Here is a 20050-nt window from a genome sequence, read left to right as displayed (position 1 = left end):
CCCTGTCAACAAGCAGTTTGTATGGGAGATCGATCGATTCTGACGTCTCGTCCTTGATTCGTCCGCGCAACCAGCCTTTATGGGGTAGATCGACGGGTACCCCCGAATGCCTAAAGCAAATGTTGGGCAAATATTCGAAAGTGCCCAACGCACCCAAATTACCACAGAAGGGACAGCGCGTTGTTCACGCCCCCGGAAGCTCCGGTTCACGTTCCACCAGATCGTCGACCATTCCGATCGCATCGTCGACGACCCTGGCGAGCCGGGTATTTTGGGCTTTCAAGAATTTCTGCTTCAGAGAGTCCAGGCATTGGACGACATCGGCATGCTTTTCGGCAGTCAACTCGTCCCTGGCACGTTCTTGCATCTGCTTTTTGTCCAGCGCGTCTTTTTGAGCCAATTCGTCGACCCAGTAATTCAAACAATACAGCACCATCAAACACAGGTTATCGGTAATGTAGTCGCTGTCTTCGACATAGAACGGGGGATCGGGAATCGAATCGGCGACGGAGGCGAGGTCGCAGGTAAAACGAAAAATCGCATCGGCGTCACCGCTTCGCGCCGCGGCATCGCCCTGTAGGAAAACGCGTGAAAGTTCCAGGTAGCGGCCATCCGTTTGGTGATCGAGTTGGGCATCCAATTCTTGGGGACCGATCGACAGGTCCTCGGGCGTGCTGGACGTTTTGGGTTGCACGCCGCGAATCCGATTTGCCAGCTGTTCGCGAACGCTGCGTGTCGCGATTTTGGCCAGTTCGTAGGTCGCGTCGTCGTCATCGGCCAGCGTCCGGAGCTTTTCGACTCGCTCCAAAATCCGCAGTGGGACGGTGAACAACGCTTTGTCGGGGTTGCTGCCAAAAAAGGCGATGTCGGACAACAATCCCATCCGCAGGATCACGTCGCTGACTTCACCTTCGCCGTCAAGAACCCGCAGACAGGTGACCGCTTCATTCAGCCGTCCGCTTTTTGCCATCACCCAGGCGCATTTTCGTGCCAGATCGCTGCGAATATTAATGTGGACCAGACGATCGCGGACCAGTTGGACGGCATCGATCGCCAACTGCAGGGCGTCGTTCTGATTGTCGCGTTCCCATTGGACATTGATCTTCCACACATACCACTCGGCAGCCTTGTTCGCTTCGACTTCGCCGAGGTTGTCCAGACTTTGGGGTGGATCACCGAGCGACCTGGACGCATCGGCCAGTACGGCATCTTTAGCACTGCCTTCCAAAGTGATCGCCCAACGGTACTCACAGCGTCCGAGAGAGAATCGCGTTTTTAGGTCCTGGTCGTTCTTGTTTTTGGCTTGTTTGAAGGCTGCGATCGCCAAGCGAAAGTGTTCCTCACGTTGTTGGATGGACACTTCGTCATCACCGATGGAACAATAGTGTGCGATGTCTTCACAGACATTTCCTTTGGTGATGTAAGCGGACACGATGGGGCAATGGACTTCTTCGGCCCACTGATCGAGATAAAGTTCAAGCGCCCGATCGGCGCGCGATAGGGAAGGTTTCAGGTAGGAAAGTTTGTCGCTGATCGGCTGTTGCAAAAACGCAAGTCGGACACCCAAATCGGCGCTCTTGGTTGAGATTTCATACAGAAGCTGTGCCTGGTCGGTTTGATCGGTGTCGCCCGGAGTCGCCGCCAACGCGGCTTCGGTAGCCTCGAACGCCTGTTTCAGAAAGACTCCCCGTTGGGCACGTGTCTCGCTGACATTGGCCAATCGTTCCAGGCCTTCGCTGCGGACAAATTGAATGACATCGGTGGCCCTTCCCGATCGGGCAAGTTTGTCGGCAAGCGTCAAGAGTTGTTGGCCATCGCAACTGCGAATGGAAACCGCCGCCATCGCAACATCGGTCAGAAACGCCCGCGTTTCGGCCTGTGATAAAGACGCATCCTGTGCGGCGATGGCAGAAATCGCGACACGTTGGCGACGAAAAAAGTCCTGATCTTGAAATTCCGTCCGCGTCATCGGATCTCGGTACGCCACGGCGGAAACCTGACAAAGCTTGTTGACTTCGTCGACCGGCCAGGGGAAATCCTTTTGAAAACCGATCGGCAGCAGTTGCCCATCAATGAACCGCATCGCTTCGTAAACGACGTCACGGACCGTCGGCAACAACACCATGCGAATCAGGACACCCTTGGCGTTGGAATCACCGGTCCGGGGGCCGAATCGATCGCGTCCGAACCGCTCCAACAAGGCGCGCGCCGGTCGCAGCAGGAAACGCAGTGCGATGTCGTGTCGTTCCCGGGGATCTCCGGCGGCTTTCTGCATTTCGATGCCGATCAGATGCAGCGCCTTGAGGGTTTGTGTGGAGAGGTCCGCGGTCGTCTCGGGAGTCTCCAACCGCTCTCGAATCAATCGCGGGACGACGATCTGACCGGCCTGGCTGCCACCGCTGGCCACCGTCAGGAGAAAAAGTTCACCTTCCAGTGCCGTGGGAAATCCTTGACCGGTCGATCGAGCCAGCGTCTCGGCGAGCTTCAAGTACGAACGTGAACGGCTTAAATCAGAGGCGTTCACCGACCCTTGGGAATATCGCAGCGACACGACTTCATCATCCGCGATACCGGACGACGCGATCGCGTGCCGGACCAGCATGTCCGTCCCTAAATACAATCGCGTCTGACCCAACGCCTGAATCGATTCACGTGATGTTGTGGCAAGCTTGTCAGCCACGGGCCCGATGTCCTGGTTCTGAAGGCAAGCTCCGCAAGCCAACAGGTAGTCCGCATAGTCCTTGGAAATGACGCCCAGGTAGGTGTGGTCGGACGATCGCAACACCTCTGTCGCGGCAGAGACGGCCGATGGGTTTGCCGATCCGGCGGCGATTTCCCGTTCGATGCGGATCGCGGCTGACAACTCGGCAGACTCCGCCGATTCATCAAGTCGCTTCAGCCATGCGTCCAGGTCCAACCCCCATTCGGCTTGTCCGGCTGAATCGGAAATCAGTTCCGGGCTCTCACGAAGTAGCGAAATCGCGGCCGCCGCCACGAACTCCTCCGGCACCGGCATCTGGAGTTCGTCTTGCACCCAACGGGCGCTGCTGAGCTGGGTGAACAAACGCGTCGACCGGCCGTCGGGATCAGCGATGATGCGTCGTCCGATCTCGCGCAAGTAACTTGCCAGCAACGGTTGCATTCGCAAGTGCCGCAATTGAGTCGGTGCGATGCCCGCCTGTTTGATCGACGTCAGCGTCAATTCCAAGGCGTTGTCAGCCGCGCGATGTTTGGCCATGGCATCGACAACGGCCAGGACGGTCGTCTGCTCGGGGTTGATCGACGACGCCCCGCGCAATTGTCCGAGCAATCGTTCGACCTCACCCCACAGGGACTGCTGTACGGCGGTCCGCAGCTCGGCGATTTGCTTTTCCGTTCTCAGGTCCGGAAAGCCGTCCAGAACACGCTGCCTGGTCGCCGGGAGGATTACACCCGCGGTGGTCGCAGTCCCGGTGACCGCCGGCTCGACAGCCAAGGTGAATGTTTCGCGGATTTCGGCCCAGCGTCTGGCATACAACGCGTGAGGACCGAATTGGCGAACGACCAATTCGGCCCGAATCAGATCGCCCAGACGCGTTTCATCCAGCCATTGCTCGGCCGTCCACGTCTTGATCTCCTCGGCCGGCATGGTCGCCAACACCGGTAACAGGGACGCCAGTGTCAAATCGATCGAGCCCTGCGAAAAATCTCCCGGTCGATCATCAAGCGATCGGCGCAGGGCGTCCAAGTGTTCGGGCAGTGCCCCATGAAACGGTTCACGGGGTTCGACCGTCGGATTTGAATCGAGCAGCAGATCGAAACGAACGACCGCAGCATGATAGAGCGACAAGTATTCGTGACAGGCATTTTGAAGCTGATCGTCGTTGGTTCCCATCCAACTTTCCAGCCCGCCAAGGATCGCGTTGTCCGGTCCCGCCGGTTCAAGGGCCAATCGAGACAGGCAGCCCGCCAACGACTTGCTTTCCTTTTGCGCGACAACCGCCCCCGGCCTGCTTTCGTACTGTTTCAGCGCGGTGTGAATCTTGCCGATCAATCGAGTCGCCGCGTCGGCAAACAGGGCATCGGCCTTGTCTTTTAATTCCCCCTCGGATTGTTGGGCGATTTCCGCCGAGTGGCTCATCACTTGAGTCAGCGTGACGTGTGATTCATCAAACAGCAGCGGTTCGGTGCGTTCGTAGTTCGTCCGCTCGTCATCAAGGTCTTTCGCGACCTCGATTTCGCTGCGAAAGAAAAACTCTTTGAAGCTCTCCGGATGAGCCACGCTCCACACGCCGATCCCCAGCCCCACCGTCACAAGCAAGACGGCCACCGCCGTGATGATCCGGCCGATCGTGATGCCGCCACTTTTTTCGACCCCCGATGCGACGGCGATCGCGTTGACGAATTCCGTGCACGAACCGTATCGCTCACTGGGCACCCGGCGAAGCGCCTTTTGCAAAACCTTGCGTTCCGGCGGCGTGAGCGCGTCCAGGTTCAGTTTTCCCGTCGACTTGGCCACCAGCATGCTGGCGTGCGTGGTGATGTCGAAGGGAAGCAGGCCGGTGCGCAGTTCGTAATACGTGACCGCCAGGGAGTATTGATCGACTTGGCGGCTGTAGCCCTCGTTGTGCAGCACTTCCGGCGGCGCATAGGCCGGCGTTGCAAAGGCCTGCTGGGTCTGACGCATGTCGCCTTCCATCTGCTTGGCGAGCCCAAAGTCACACACTTGCGCTTCGCCGCCGACCAGCAGGATATTCTGGGGCTTGATATCGCAGTGATAGATCTGGTGCTCTTGGTTAAGCAGGTCGATCGCACTGGCCGCGGCGCGAAGGTAACGCACCGCTTCGGCCGCGTCCAATCCGTACGGGGTGTCGTAGGCATCGGGTCCCAAACCCGCATCCTGACGCACGAATTTCAAACGATCATAAAGCGTGCAGTCGCCCAGCCCCATCACAACGATCAGCTGTTCGGCGGTGACCTTGGGCTTGGCGGGCTCCGCTTGAACCGGTGTTTCTGCGGGCGACTCCGCGGCGGGAGGCGAATAGGGCATCCCGCTCCCAATAGCCATCGTGCCGCCCATTTCCACCGCATGGTCGCTCGGGGCGTCCGGCGACGGCGGTTCCGGGGGACCGTGTCCGGATTGACTGGACGGCTTTTGCCCGGAAGGTTTTTGTCCAGGTCCAACACCGAGCCCCACGCCGCTGATCGAATCGAGCGTCAAATCCTCGGTTTCGCCGTCGGCCAACACCCTCCCATCGGCGTCTTTGGTCCAAAATCCGAACAGCGGGCACAGATTGGGGTGGTGCACGTCGCGGATCGTCTTGAGCGCCTTGAGCTCCTTGCGGCCGCCCAAGTCCTTCAAATTCCGCACCACTTTCAGGGCGACCTTGATCCCGCCGGCGGCCTGGGCCTGCCAAACGTCCCCCGCCATCCCGCTGCCGAGGGGTGAAATCAGGGTGTAGCCCGGGACAACTTCCATCCCTGGATGGAATTCGACGGGAGGCGCGTTACTCATAAGAGGGGGTCAAGTCAGGCGGGTATTTCGAATCGGGGGCCAACCCAGTGATACCAGCTTAACGTGTGCTTTCAAGCGTTGTTGAGTGCCACCAATCTGCACCCATGATTTTACGCGACGCTGCGAGAGGGCAGCTGACAATTGGCGGAAAACAGGCAAGTTGGTCCTTTTGTGAGTGTTGGCTTGTTTTTCGCGGCGGGGTGATTTTACTCGGGGGTGAGAGAAGCGGATCGAATAGGGGATCGAATTCGTTTTTTCGCCGCGGAGTCTCCACAAAAATCGGTCGACGTTAGTGGAATCACCACACTTCCGAGTGATCGACATTAATTCACCACACGCCATCAGGTCCTCCAGGTTCCGTCATGTCGCGACACTGGCCCCAACGTCTGCTCGGCTCGATTTCCAAATGCCGGCGCCGAACCGATGCCCGCAAACGCAGCCAACGTCGCCGCGGCTTGGTCGAGTCGCTTGAAAACCGCCGTCTTTTGGCCGTCATCACTTCGTCCGACACGGTCACCGTGGATGAGAATCAGCCGCTGGCGATTGACGTTCAATCGACCGACGACGTGGACTCCGAAGGCAGCGGATTGACGTATTCCTTCGCCGGCGGTGCGGACCAAAATCGGTTCAGCATTGATCCCAATTCGGGCGTTGTGCAATTCCTCGCATCGCCGGACTTCGAACAGCCCATCGACGACGATCAAGACAACGTGTATGAAGTCGACGTGACGGTCACCGACAGCGATTCGAATTCCGACACACAATCGCTTCAAATCACGGTGGCCGATGTCAACGAAGCGCCGGTCGCCGATGCGGGCGGACCGTACGCGATCGACGCCGGGCTGACGATCAACGTCGACGCCAGCGGAACCATCGATCCCGACGCCGGGGAGACGTTGACGTACGCCTGGGACCTGAACCAAGACGGCACGGCGGATTTCACCACCAACACCCCGGTCGCGACGATTCCCTGGATGACCGTGATCGACCATATCGGTGTCGGCTCGCACACGATCGATCTGACGGTGACCGATGCCGATGGCCTGACGTCGAGCGACTCGGCGTCCATCGACATCAGCGATCTGTTCATTTTCCCGGCCGTCTCGGACGGGACCGCGGATGAATACACGTTGGTGATTAACGGCACCGATCTGCGCGTCAACGACACCGTCAGCGGCAACATGCTCAGCCGCGTCCCGATCGCAACCATCGCCAACATCGCCGTCCAGGGCAGCACCGACCGGGACACGCTGACGATCGATTACGGCGGCGGGATGATCTCAACCCCGATTTTCGTCGACGGCGCCGATCCGTTGAACGACCCCAATAACCCCGGTCTGCCCGGCGACGCGATTCGGCTGGTCAACGGATCCGCACTGAATGTCAATCACAGCTTTGCCCCGCCGGTCAACGATCAGATGAGCGGATCGATTTCGATCGACTTTGACGCGGTGACTTCGGGAACGATTACCTACACCGGGCTGGAACCGATCGTCGACAACCTGAGCGCCGTCGACCGCGTCTTTACCTTCACCGGCGGCGCCGAGACGATCACGCTTTCCGATGACCTCGTCGCCGCCGACAACGTCAATCGAATCGATTCGACGTTGGGAGAATTGGTCGACTTCTTGAATCCCACCAACTCGTTGACCATCAACGCGGGAACCGGTGACGACGTCATCGATATTTTGGATCGCGACAGTTTGTCTGCATTTCCGATTTTGACCGTCAATGGAGACGACGCCAGCGACACCATCAGCATCGCCAATGTTCGAGCGACGCTGACGGTCAATCTAAACGGTGGCGTCGGCAATGACATCATCAACGTCGGCCTGACCTCGCTGGACGCGATCGACGGCGTGCTGGTCATCGATGGAGGAGCAAGCGAAGCCCTGCCGACGACCCCCGCTGGCGTGACCGCCAAAACCATCACGGTCGACGCGATGCTGGCACAGGGCGACGAACTGAATCTTTCCGACAGCGCGAGCGCCGCCGCGGAAACGTACGCATTGACTGATTCCACGCTCGCATCGTCCGGTTTTGCCGGCAGCCTGTCATACAGCGACATCGAAACGCTAGTAGTTGAAACCGGCAGCGACAGCGATGACGTCAGCATCACCACCACCGGCGACCGAACGCGGACGACCATCAACACTTACGCCGGCGCGGACAGCATCACCGTCACCACCACCGGTCTGGAAAGCGTACTGGTCCTCGATTCGGGCGCCGACAACGACACGATCGATGTGCTCAGCACCGGCACCACGGGGACTCCCGGCACAGTCCACGGCAGCGTGACGCTGGTGACCACCGGAGACGGCGACGACGATGTCACGGTCGCCACGACCGGCGCCGAAAGCGGACTGGCGATCGACACCGAAGGCGGAGACGATGTGGTCACGTTGGCCGGCACCGGTGGACTTTCGGCGACCGACGTCGACACCGGCGACGGCTCCGACGTCATCAACGTGCGAGCCACGGGAACCGACAGTGCGACCGATATCTTTGCCGGCGCAGGTCTGGACACGATCAACCTCTCGTCCGACGCCGCCGGCACGCGCAGCGCCGATCGCGCCGTCATGCGTGGCAACCCCGCCGGCGTGCTCGATGACATCCGGGGCGACGTCTGCGTTTACGGCCACGATCCCGGCATCGCCGCGCCGGGGATCAGCGAAAGTGTGACCGCCAAAACCATCACCGTCACGCAAAGCTATGAACTCGGCGACGAATTGAACATCAGTGACGAAGGCAACGCGTTCGCACAGACCTACACGCTCGACACAACCACGTTGACTCGCAGCGGACCGGTCGGCGTGCTGACCTACGACACGATCGAGACGTTGAACCTGGAAACCGGCTCCGGCGGCGACATCGTCACCGTCACCAGCACCGTCGATCGAACGCGGGCAACCCTCAACACCGGTGCCGGCGGTGACACCATCACCGTCACCACCACGGGAATCGAAAGCGTGTTGGTCATCGATTCGGGCGCCGACAACGACACCGTCGATGTGCTCGGCACCGGCACGACCGCGACGCCCGGCGTGGTCGACGCCAGCGTGACGCGGGTGACCACTGGTGACGGCGATGACGATGTCACGGTCACCACGACCGGTGCCGAAAGCGGGCTGGCGATCGACACCGGGGGCGGTGACGATGTGGTCACGTTGTCTGGCACCGGCGGACTGTCGGCGACCAACATCGACACCGGCGACGACTCCGACGTCATCAACGTGCGGGCCACCGCAACCGGAAGCGCGACCGATATTTTTGCCGGCGCCGGATTGGACACGATCAACATCTCCTCCGACGCCGCCGGCTCGCGCAGCACCGATCGCGCCGTCATGCGTGGCAACCCCGCCGGCGTGCTCGACGACATCCTGGGTGCCATCTGCGTTTACGGCCAAGATCCGATTGCCGCCACGCCGGGCGTCACCGAAACCGTCACGGCCAAGTCGATCACGGTCACACAAGACTATGATCTGGGTGACGAGCTGAACATCAGCAATGAAGGCAATGCCGGGGCGGATACCTACACGCTTGACGCCACGACGTTGACGACGACGGCGCTGGTCGTCCCGCTGATCTATGACACGATCGAAACGCTGAATCTGGAAACGGGCACGGCGGACGATACGATCACGATCACCACAACCGGCGACCGTACACGCACGACGGTCAGCAGCAACGCCGGCGAAGACACCATCACGGTCACCACAACGGGGATCGAAAGCGTTCTGCTCGTCGACTCGGGTGACAACAACGACACGATCGACGTTCTGAACACCGGCACCACGGGGACTCCCGGTGTCGTTGATGCCAGCGTGACGCGGTTGTCGGCCGGTGCGGGCGAAGACACCGTCACGGTCACCACCACCGGCGCCGAAAGCGGACTGGCAATCGACACGGGGGCCGACAATGACACGGTGACCCTGCTCGGCACCGGGACCACCTCGGCGACCGCGATTTCCTTGGGCGATGGCAACGACGTCACCAATATCCAGGCAACCGCGACGGATAGCGCGGTGGACGTCACCGGAGGCGACGGAAACGATACATTCAACATCACGTCCACGGCCGATGGCACTCCGGCCGATCCCGACGGGAATCTTTTTGGTCACCTGGACGCAATCCTCGGGGACATCTGTGTCTTCGGTGAAGCCCACGATGCCACGCCGACGCCTGAATCGGTAAGCGGTCGACAGACGATCGGATCGGATGTCACGGTCACGACCACCGTCAACAGCGGCGATACGCTCAATGTTTCAGACGAATTCTCCCTGACAGCCCACAGCTACTCGGTCTCAGCCACCACGGTTCGACGAGACACCGGGGGAACGGTGACTTATGAAACGACCGAGACGCTGAATCTGAGAACCAGTCGCGGTGACAGCACCGTCACCGTGGCATCGACTGCGGACGCCACGACGTTCAATCTGGACACCTTTGCCGGTATCGACGCGGTGACGGTCACCAACACGGGTGACGGTGCGATCAGCCGGATCTCGACCGGTGATGGCGTCGATGACGTGACCATCGATTCGACCGGAGACATCACCCCGACCGGCCAATCAAGTGTCACGTTGGTTTCGACGGGCACCGCCGGTGATGCGGTTTCGGTCAACTCGCTGGGCGACCAGGCGGGGCTGCAAATTGACACCGAAACGGGCGGCGACACCGTGACCTTGGGCGTTGAAACCGCTGCACCGACCCGCACCGGATCGGCCGTTGTGGTGGTGTCCGCCGGTGACGGCGATGACATGCTGAACGTCAACGAAGTGTTTCTGAACACCGTCGTTGACCTCAGTGGCGACGCGGGCGAGGACACCTTCACTTTAACAGCGGCGGGATCCGATGCCGCCGGTTACCTGGGCCGAATCAACAACGATCCCCTGGGCAGCGACGCCGTTGCCGCGACCCGCCAACTGTTCCTTGACGGCGGTGACAACGCCCCCGGAGGGCTGACCGTGGATCAGGGGGTGGTCAACAACGCAGAATTCCCGGACGAAGGGACCGAGTCGGGAGTCGCGGTAGGAGACCGCGTCTTTCTGAGCGCCGCTGCGGCCACCGACGCGTTGGATTTGCGCTACGTCATCACGGCCGCGGCGCAGGGTGTGCTCGCGACCACGACGCCGGCCTCCCCCAGGGCGACCACCGGAAACGAAGTGTTCGAAACGCTGGGGATCGAGTCGCTGGACATCACGTCGGGATCGGCAAACGACCTGCTGACGGTGACCAGCGACGTGACGATCGACGTGACGTTGACGGAGCAGTTGATCGATTTTGATGGCGGCGGCGGCGACGACAAATTCGAAATCGTCGGCACCAGCGGTGACGACCGGATCACCGTCGGCACCGATGACACGCCCAATGACCAGCCCTTTGAGATCGCCAATGTGGAATTTGTTCGCATCGACGGCAACGACGGCGACGATCAAATCTCCACCCAAACACCCGCCCTGGGAACGCTCACCGGCGGACTGGGAAGTGACACACTGTACGGCGGATTCAACCAGGATCTGCTGACCGGCGGGCCGGGCACCGATTTCTTGTTCGGCGGAAACGGCAATGACGTGCTGTTGAGCGACCAGGCCTTCGGCACTGATTCAATCGTGTCTGCCGATGGCGAGGTGCTCAACGGCGGCGGACAATCCTCACTGACCCCGGGCGACGTCTGCATCCAGGTCGGCCTGGACGCTTTCCGTGATTGCGAGGTCATCGGCGATGGCGGAGCCAAAAAGGACGTGCTGACATGGTTGCGTGCGATCATCATCCCGGCCGAAGCCGTTTCGTTTTCCGCGATGAACTCCCCCATACTCGTCCCCTTTGCACCGGTCCGTGACACACCGGTTTCATTGCTCGCGGTGACCGAACCGAGTCAGATTGCGTCGGTGGTCGCCACCACCAGCAATCCCCCACCCGTCGTCACGCAATCTTCGTTTGCCGCGACCGACGTCAATCAAGACGGCATCCTGTCGGCTCGGGACGCCCTGGTCGTGATCAACCACGTCGCGCGATCGCAAAACAGTTCTGCCTCCGGCGAGCAAACGCTCAGTGAAGCCGACCGGGCCAAAGACGTCAACGGAAACGGTGCCATCGAACCGTCCGATGCACTGATGGTGATCAACGCGATCGCCAGGCAAACGTCATCCGGCCCCGAGGCAGAAAGCGACCGGGCGAGCGACTGGATTCCGGCGGTGGACAGCGTCTTCGGTCAGGATGACGATGACGATCGCTTCCTTGACGATCTGTGGTTGGAAATCGACGGTGGGGCATGACCGAGCCCTTTTGCAACGATTGTTGCCAAAAGTCAACATTGTTGATTTGACTCCCCCCACGATCGACCTAGGGTTTACCTGAAACCGCACGAACCGGCGTTTCCGGGTGCGGCAATGAAACCACAAGATTCGAAGACTCGGGGGAGTTCAACCGAAATGTTAGCCGCAAAATCCTGGGGCGGACTGGCCGCCGCAACCGCCTTGCTGGTCGGAACCGCCAACGCCTGTGACGATTGTGCCAAATGCAAAGGGGCGGGCGTCTGCACGAAAACGGTCCAAGTGCCGTGCACCGTCATGAAGACCGTCACGCAAACGTGCTATCGCGAAGAACAACGCACCGAAACGGTGCTGGTCCCCAAAACGATCACGGTCGAAAAACAGGTCCCCTACGAATACAACGCACTGGTGTGCGTGGAAAAGGTTGACGAACAAGTCATCGAAGTCAAAACGCCGAAGTTCCGTTGGGTCGACCAAGAATACACCATCATGGTCCCCGGAAAGGACACCGTCACTAAGATCCGCAAGCGGACCGAGTGTGTGCCGGTCACCGAAACCAAAACCTGTATCGAGGACCAGGGCCACTGGGAAATCCAAATGGTCGCCAGCGACAGCTGTGGCGGATGCAAGTGCACCGAAAAGAAGGTCTGGTGCCCCAATCCGGTCGAAGTCACCAAAGAAGTCACGGTGATGAAAGAGGTCTGCGTCGAGGAACCCTACACCTGCGAAGTCTGCATCTCCGTGCCGATCAAGAAGACTCGCAAGGTCAAAGAGTACTTCACGAAAACGGAAACCAAGACCATCAAGCATCCTTACAAGACGATGGAATACCGCAAAAAGACCAAGATGGTCACCGCCTGCGTTCCGGAAACCGTGCAGGTCGAACAGACCCGCACCTGCACCGTCAAGGTCCCCTACACGGTTGAAAAACAGGTTCCCTGCACCGTGATGAAAACGGTGCAACAGACCTGCCCCTGCAGCTGCGGCTGCGGAGCGTAGACACACGCCGTCTACCGCAACTCGATTGGCGTGCATGACGACGTGTTCCGAGGGTCGCCGTGTTCTCCGAACTCGGCGGGCCGCGAAAAAGCGAAGCTTTACCCCGCGCCGCCCTCGGAGAGGACGGCGACAGTCCAACCCGATCGAAAACGAAGCTGCGGTAGACGACTAGGTTTCGCCGGCCCGCAACGCAACCGACATCCCGAAAACGTCGCGGAACAGGCCGGATTGTTGCTTCATCGCGATTTGTTCGAGTGACACGTCCCGGACCCCCGGGACGTGAATCATCAACCGCTTGCCGTCGTTGTGACATTCGATTTCGCGAATGCGACTGGTCCGGGTGTCGTCCAGGGCGGTCGCCAACCTCAAGATCGCCGCCAGTTTGCCGACGATCACGCGGGTTTCCAAATCCAACGACATGTAGTCGGTATGACTCGGTTGGGGCGGTGCACGGCGATAGTACCGCGCGATCAGTCCGACTTGCAGCAGCTCGGACCGCGACAGCCCGAACAGTTCGCTGTGCTTGATGATGTACAGGGCGTGTTTATGGTGGCTGCGGACGTTGATCTGCATGCCGATTTCATGCAGCAGTGCCGCGACGTGAAGGATCACTTCGTGACGGTTATCCAGTCGGTGTTCGGTCCGCAGCTGGTCAAACAGTTTCCGCGCCAGCTCGGCGACGCTGCGGGCATGCATCTCGTCAAAGTGAAACCGCCGCCCGAGCGATAACGCCGATCGCACGATCTGGTTGCGAAACTCCGCCGTCCAACTGCCGCCGGCCGCGATGTCTTTCAGTAACCCCTCGCGGAGATTGGTGTCACTGACGTACAGGTGTTCCAGCCGAAACTGTTTGGCGACCATCGTGTAGGACAGCAGCGCCGGCCCCAACGTTTCGGCTTCGACAAACGAGGCGCCGAACCGTTTGACGATTTCATCATCGCCCATTTTGAGCACCGCGTCGGTCAGTTCCGCCAAAGCTTCGGTCGGCAGGACCGCCAATTCGTGAGGCTGCCAGTCATCGAGGATCAGCCGGGTCGCCAAGCGAATATCGCCGCCGATCGCCACCAAATCCATCTGTGCGTCGCTGCGGACAAAATCATGCAGCTGCGTCAACGTCCGATTGATGTGGTTTTCCAGCAAGGCGCGGCGGCGATCGACGCCGGCACGGGCCAAGTCGATCGCTTGCAACATCCGCAGCGACCCGAGCCGGAACGAATTGCTGGCCAGCACGTTCCCGCTTCTGACGATCAAGACCTCCGTGCTGCCGCCGCCGATTTCGAACACCAGCGCTTTGCCGTTGGCAAGCTCCGCATGGGCCAGCAACTCGGGCGTGATCCCCATGTAGGTGATTCGATTGACTTCGGCCTCGTCGATCGGTTCGACATGCAATCCGGTCGCGGTGAAGACGCGATCGGTGAACGCGAGTCGGTTGGACGCTTCACGAACGGCGCTGGTCGCGACCACGCGGATGTCCGAGGTCCCCTCGATTCCGTACTCTCGCAAGACACGTTGATACTGTGACAGGACGGACACGACGCGTTCGATGCTCTTTCGGGACAAGCGACGTGTGTCGAACGCTTCTTTTCCCAGCTGGACCGGTTGAACCAACTGGTCCAGCATTCGCACCTTGCCACCGGCGTGGATCTCGGCGACCGCCATCCGAATCGCCGTGGCACCGATGTCGATGACCGCGACGATTCGCTGGATCGTTGTCGGCGCCGGATCGACGGACGCGGCCGCGGGGTCCCGCGCAAGCGAATTAGACATGGAAATCCTCGTCATCATCGTCGTCATCGCGATCGGGGTGCATCGGATCGTCCGGATCGAAAAACAAATCGGCCAGCCCCAGCGGGACGGCGTCGCCGCCGAGTGTTCGACTTTTCCGCTGTGACAATTGCTCCAAATCCAACGCTTCGTCGCCGAGACAACTTTGCAGGGCTTCCTGCCAAGCGATGTCACGGCTGACCGGATGATCGGGGTTTTGCGAGATACGTTTCAGGGCATAGCGAAGCAAGTTGATCCCGTCGCGCGGCGAGAATTCCAACTTCAATTGGTGCGAACGCTGCAAAAACTCCACCGTCATCGCCAGCATCTCCGGCTCGGCAAAGGGCAGGTGGTACTGCAGGATCGCCATTTCGTCCTGCTTGTTGGGAAACCCGACCGGCAACGTCGGCTGCAACCGGCTCATGATGTAGTCGGGAATTTCAAACGTCGATTCGTCCTGGTTCATCGTCACCGCGGCGCGAAACTCGCTGTGCGCATCAATCGTGATGCCCGCGACGATGGATTCGACATAACGCCGGTTGTCCAGCAGCGGCGCGAGCGACGCCCAGGACTTTTCATTCATCCGATTGCCTTCATCCAAGACACAAACCCCGCCGCAAATCATCGCCGTGACCAACGGCGAGGCATGGTAGGCGATGTTGCCGTTTTGGCTCAGCACCGGCGTCACCAGCAAGTCCTCGGGCCGCGTGTCGGCGGTGCACTGATAGATGAACAAGGGACGGCGTTGGGCCTTGGCCGCCGCGATCGCCAGTTGCGTCTTGCCGACGCCCGGTGCCCCGATCAATCGCGGGGTCAGCGGCAAATCGGCTTCATCCAACGAGATCCAGCAGGCCAAAAGCTGTTGGAAAATCTCGGCTTGGCCGATCCAGCGACCGGGGGCGACGTAGGGTTTGGCCAGCTTCAATCGAACGCCGTCGATTTCGACATGCGTTGAACGCAACGCCTCATTTTCATCGGGATTCGTCATCGGGTCGTTCGTGGAGCTCATCTTAACTGTTCGTGCCGTCCTGTTTGACCGAAACCGCCAGCGGGGTCCCCGTCTCGATCTCGTCGCTGTTCACAATGAATCGTTCTCATTCGTCCCTGCCGGCGTAGGCCGACGCCGGTTTCGCCCGACCGCCCGCTCGCAATCCTGCCTCTTCGTCCCGAACTGCCACCACGATCGCTTGGATGTATTGATGGATCGAATGATCGGTGAAATGATCGATTCTCCATTGCCGAAGCCCGCGGAGAAACCCGCGCCACTTGTCGCGCCGTTTGGAAACCCGCCCGAGTCGTCGGATGCGTCCGTTGCGATCAAAGTAGACTTCACTTCCGCTGTGTCGGTAACCCAGGATCGACGGCGGCACCCGCGTGACGATGTCGTTGTTGTGGACGAAGCGATAATGGTCCAGTTTAACGTAGTTGATGTACCTCCTGTTACCCACCCGCGGGCTCCCGAACGTAAACAACTCCACCGGGTCACTGGGGATGTGCGACAGGTGGCATCGACCGGCACAGATGGTCGCCATCGCGCCGCCGAGCGAATGTCCACAGAAATACAGCGAATGCCGGTTGTCCAACAGGGCCGTTTCGATCATCGGCCACAGATCGTCCACCTCGCGTTTGAAGCCACGGTGCACGCGCCCCACCGTTTCGGCGATCACACTGGCGACATTGGCGTCGGCCCGAATATCGTTCCACTCGTTCGGCTCGGTCCCCCGGCATCCGATCACACAATCATGATCGTTGCGGAAACGATACGCTTGTGAACCGTCGCGGTCGAAAAAGGTCACGTCGTCAAATCCGATCATCGCCGCGGCAGCCTTCACCTCCGCTTCATCGTTGTAGGCAATCATCGACAGCTCGGCAAACAACAGCGAACGACGCAGAAAACTCATCTCTGCGATCGGCCCCGAGACGACCGAATGGATGACCAACGGGACTTCTGCCGGATCCTGCACCCTGCCGGTCGCGTGGACGGACTGGGCGACGGACTGGGCGACGGACTGGGCGACGGATTGGGCGACGGATTGGGCGACGTCTTCAAACACCCCGTCTTCAGACATCTCTGCACTCCGCTTCCAGAGTTGTGATACGGACGAACTGGTCACAGCGTACAGCCTACGTCCGCCGGCCCCCTCCTGACCAGCCCACCGCGCCGATCTCCGTTTCGAACGCAAACTGAGCCGTAGGCGCTAGCCTCGGGCCTTGCAAGTCTCGAAGGGCAATCCAAGGCCCGCGGCTAGTGCCGTCGGCTCATAAAGTAGGTGCCCGTCGGCTCGCGCCAAACGGCTGATTCAATCGCCCAACCGTTGGCGCGTTCGGCGACCGGAAACGCTGGCAGCGGGTCGATTCGCTACGCCGAGACGGTCGGGACCGCGATTTCGCTGACGATGTCCTGCAACACGCTTTCCGTGGTGACTTTGCGGAGCCGAGATTCCCCGCGGAGGATCAAGCGGTGATTCATCACCGGGGGCAGCACGCGTTTGATGTCATCCGGGGTGACAAATCCGCGCCCGCGAATCGCCGCCATCGCCTGCCCACAGCGGAACAATGCGATCGTCGCACGCGGGCTGCCCCCCAGCGCGAGATCACTGTGACGACGCGTCTGTTCGATGATCTGCAAGAAATACTGACGCACGCGGGGATCGACGTGAACCTTGCGGATTTCCGCCTGCGCCGCAAGCACTTCTTTGGCCGTCGCAACCGCTTTCAAACCGTCGATCGGGTGCGTGTGCTGAAGCAAGTCCAGCATCCGCATCTCCTCTTCCATCGTGGGGTACCCCAAACTGAATCGCATCAGAAACCGATCCAATTGGGCCTCGGGCAAAGGGAACGTGCCCTCGTGATCGACGGGGTTTTGGGTCGCGATCACCAAGAACGGCTTTTCCAGCACATGCGTCGTCCCGTCGACCGTCACACACCCCTCGGCCATCGCCTCCAACAACGAGGCCTGGGTCCGCGGTGTCGCCCGATTGATTTCGTCGGCCAACAGAACCTGCGTGAACACCGGCCCGGCACGAAACTCGAACTCGGCTTCCTTTTGGTTGAAGATCGATGTCCCGGTCACATCGGTCGGCAACAAGTCCGGGGTGCATTGGACCCGTTTAAACTGGCAGCCGATGCTCTTGGCCAGCGCCCGGGCCAGCATGGTCTTGGCCACCCCCGGGACGTCTTCGAGCAACAGGTGCCCGCCGCTCAGCCACGCGACCAACGACAACACCAATTGCTTTCGCTTACCGACAATCGCATGTTCGACGTTTGCGATCACCCGCTTGGCGAAATCGGAAACCGCGGCGACATTGGCGACATCGCCGGCCCCCGGGGCTACGGCGGTCGGGTCAACAACAGGGGGGGCTTCGGTCATCAGGGGCAAATCGACGAAAAGACGAGTGGATGCGGGGCACCGGCGGTGGGGGCTGAGTACCAGTTTAACTGATCCATTCGATTCGTTTATTTGTCTAAAACTTTTTGCGGCGCCCCGCCACGGCTGGAGTTTCGCCCCTCGGGTTAGAATGACGCGGCCGTGCTAGCCCGAAGCGTAAGCGAGGGGTTTCGCCGCGTCCCTCGCTTACGCGTCGGGCTGGCATCCACAGGCTTTTGGCAATTTCCGCTACCGGAAACACACCGTCTGCGACGTATCTCTCCTCTCCCCGCATGAAAATCACCGCGATCCCCCAGCTGTACCGGAATCTGCGCCGCTGGCGCGAGATTCTGGCCGTGCTGCGCCGCTACGGGCTCGCGGATTGGCTGAGCCAGCATCGTCGGTTGCCCTTTCGGGGTTGGTTCAAAGATCATCGCGGCACGCCGTTGACGGAGTACACGCGCGAACAGCGGGTGCGGATGGCGCTGACCGATCTGGGCCCAACCTTCATCAAGCTCGGCCAGATCCTGGCCGCCCGCCCCGACCTGGTCGGCGTCGCCCTGAGCGAGGAACTCAAGGGGCTGCGGGCCAATGTGCGTCCGGACAATATCGACACCGTGCGACAAACCCTCGCCAAAGAACTGGGCGAGAACTACGAGGCCTATTTCGCCAGCATCGATGCCCAGCCGCTGGCGAGTGCCTCGATCGGCCAGGTCCACCGAGCGGTGCTGCACGACGGCCGCCGGGTGGTCCTGAAGGTTCAGCGCTCGGGCATCGAAAGAACGGTCAAACAGGACATTGAAGTGCTGAGCGGATTGGCGGTGTTGGCCGAGCGGGTCGAAACCGTGGCGGCATGGCGACCGGGCGATGTCGTCCGGCAACTGGCACCGATCATCACCCGCGAACTGGATTTCAGCCGCGAACGGCAATCGCTGGAACACTTCTCCACCTGGGTCGCCAGTCATAGCGTTGATGTCGTCGTCCCCAATCCGATCGCCGAGTTGTGCACCCGCCGCGTGTTGGTGATGGACGAATTGATGGGCCGCTCGCTGGCCGACTGCTTGCGAGACGCCGAGCGAAGCGGATTCCGGCCCTCTGCGGTCCCCTCACCCGCCTCGACGCTGATCCCCCGCCCCGACGGGAAATCCGCCGACAACGGTGCCCCGCGGCGACCCAACGACGCGGGGCACGACGCTGCGCACGACGCTGAATCATCGCCCCCGATCACGCTGGATGCGGAACGCTGCGAAGCGATCGGTCACGCGATCGCCGACATCTATTTGGCGATGATTTTTGAAGAAGGCCAATTTCACGCCGACCCCCACACCGACAACCTGTTCCTGTTGGAAGACGGCCGACTGGGAATCCTGGATTTCGGGATGACGGGCCGAATCGATGAAAAGCTCCGCGAGAATATCGAAGACATGCTGGTCGCGATCTCCTCGGGTGATCAAAACCGCTTGACGCGTCTGATCCGACGCGTCGGTGAAGCACCTCCGACCCTGGACGAATCCGCGCTGTCGATCGACGTCGCCGACTTTATCGGCACCTACGGCCAGCAATCGATGGACGAGTTTGATCTGGCCGGGGCGTTGACCGCCCTGACCGAATTGCTACACAAACATTCGATCAAACTGCCCAACCAGTCCGCACTGTTGCTGAAAATGCTGATCTCGCTCGAAGGCACGTTGTCCGAGCTAGGCGCCAGTTTCGACTCGCTCAAAGTGATCCGATCCCTGGCTCACAAAACGATGCTCCGCCGGTTGAGCCCCCAGCGGCGATTCCGCCAAGCGCGGCGAATCTATTTGGAGGCGGAAAGCTTTCTCGAATCGGCCCCCGACGAATTGGTCTCACTGCTGCAAATGGTTCGCCGCGGGGAAACCCGGATCACACTGGAACACCAGCGGTTGGGCCCCTCGGTCAACCGACTGGTGCTGGGGGTGATGGCCAGCGCGGTGTTCTTGGGATCGTCCCTGTTGCTCGCCCAGCAGGTCTCTCCGCTGATATCCATCCCGTTGTATGTCACCACGTTGGAGCCGATCAGCTTGTTCGGGCTGATCGGCATGTTGGGAAGCATCGCGGTGATGCTGTGGTTGTTGTTGGCGATCGCCCGCAGCGGCCACCTGACACGCAACAACGACGACTGAATGC

The 20050-nt window shown here is 60.4% G+C and carries 8 protein-coding genes; 3 read left to right on the top strand and 5 right to left on the bottom strand.

From position 1 onward, the window contains the following. Nucleotides 1-184 precede the first annotated feature (184 nt). Nucleotides 185-5494 (bottom strand): protein kinase domain-containing protein, encoded by a 5310-nt coding sequence (locus Mal15_RS13015; protein WP_147868166.1) that lies wholly within the window; start codon nt 5492-5494, stop codon nt 185-187. A gap of 362 nt (nt 5495-5856) precedes the next feature. Between Mal15_RS13015 and Mal15_RS13010 the strand changes: the two genes are divergently transcribed. After that, nucleotides 5857-11772: a dockerin type I domain-containing protein gene (locus Mal15_RS13010; protein WP_147868165.1), complete on the top strand. Its 5916-nt coding sequence runs from the start codon at nt 5857-5859 to the stop codon at nt 11770-11772. A gap of 156 nt (nt 11773-11928) precedes the next feature. Continuing rightward, nucleotides 11929-12768, top strand: coding sequence for a hypothetical protein (locus Mal15_RS13005; protein ID WP_167546772.1), 840 nt, complete (start codon nt 11929-11931; stop codon nt 12766-12768). 168 nt (nt 12769-12936) lie between these two features. Here the strand turns inward: Mal15_RS13005 and Mal15_RS13000 are convergent, their stop codons facing one another. The 4 genes from Mal15_RS13000 to Mal15_RS12985 all read right to left on the bottom strand — a co-directional run bounded on the left by Mal15_RS13000 (nt 12937) and on the right by Mal15_RS12985 (nt 17902). Continuing rightward, nucleotides 12937-14535: a Ppx/GppA phosphatase family protein gene (locus Mal15_RS13000; protein WP_147868163.1), complete on the bottom strand. Its 1599-nt coding sequence runs from the start codon at nt 14533-14535 to the stop codon at nt 12937-12939. Further along, on the bottom strand, nt 14528-15541 hold the full coding sequence (locus Mal15_RS12995) for an AAA family ATPase (protein ID WP_147868162.1): 1014 nt from the start codon (nt 15539-15541) through the stop codon (nt 14528-14530). Before Mal15_RS12995 ends, Mal15_RS13000 begins: the two co-directional genes overlap by 8 nt. 85 nt (nt 15542-15626) lie before the next feature. Beyond that, nucleotides 15627-16601, bottom strand: a complete 975-nt coding sequence (locus Mal15_RS12990) for a lipase family protein (protein ID WP_147868161.1) — start codon at nt 16599-16601, stop codon at nt 15627-15629. Between the two features lie 290 nt (nt 16602-16891). Continuing rightward, nucleotides 16892-17902, bottom strand: coding sequence for an AAA family ATPase (locus tag Mal15_RS12985; RefSeq protein WP_147868160.1), 1011 nt, complete (start codon nt 17900-17902; stop codon nt 16892-16894). A gap of 290 nt (nt 17903-18192) precedes the next feature. Here Mal15_RS12985 and Mal15_RS12980 point away from each other — a divergent pair, with 290 nt between their 5' ends. Beyond that, nucleotides 18193-20046 (top strand): ABC1 kinase family protein, encoded by a 1854-nt coding sequence (locus Mal15_RS12980; protein WP_147868159.1) that lies wholly within the window; start codon nt 18193-18195, stop codon nt 20044-20046. The last annotated feature ends 4 nt before the right edge of the window (nt 20047-20050 follow it).

This window comes from Stieleria maiorica, from assembly GCF_008035925.1.
Lineage (GTDB): Bacteria > Planctomycetota > Planctomycetia > Pirellulales > Pirellulaceae > Stieleria > Stieleria maiorica.
Note: the sequence above shows the minus strand (reverse complement) of the source record. Positions and strands in the feature narration are given on the sequence as shown.

Coding starts and splice junctions, on each gene's coding strand:
- Mal15_RS13015 (WP_147868166.1), bottom strand. CDS start 5,494: ATGAGTAACGCGCCTCCCGTCGAATTCCATCCAGGGATGGAAGTTGTC.
- Mal15_RS13010 (WP_147868165.1), top strand. CDS start 5,857: ATGTCGCGACACTGGCCCCAACGTCTGCTCGGCTCGATTTCCAAATGC.
- Mal15_RS13005 (WP_167546772.1), top strand. CDS start 11,929: ATGTTAGCCGCAAAATCCTGGGGCGGACTGGCCGCCGCAACCGCCTTG.
- Mal15_RS13000 (WP_147868163.1), bottom strand. CDS start 14,535: ATGTCTAATTCGCTTGCGCGGGACCCCGCGGCCGCGTCCGTCGATCCG.
- Mal15_RS12995 (WP_147868162.1), bottom strand. CDS start 15,541: ATGAGCTCCACGAACGACCCGATGACGAATCCCGATGAAAATGAGGCG.
- Mal15_RS12990 (WP_147868161.1), bottom strand. CDS start 16,601: ATGTCTGAAGACGGGGTGTTTGAAGACGTCGCCCAATCCGTCGCCCAA.
- Mal15_RS12985 (WP_147868160.1), bottom strand. CDS start 17,902: ATGACCGAAGCCCCCCCTGTTGTTGACCCGACCGCCGTAGCCCCGGGG.
- Mal15_RS12980 (WP_147868159.1), top strand. CDS start 18,193: ATGAAAATCACCGCGATCCCCCAGCTGTACCGGAATCTGCGCCGCTGG.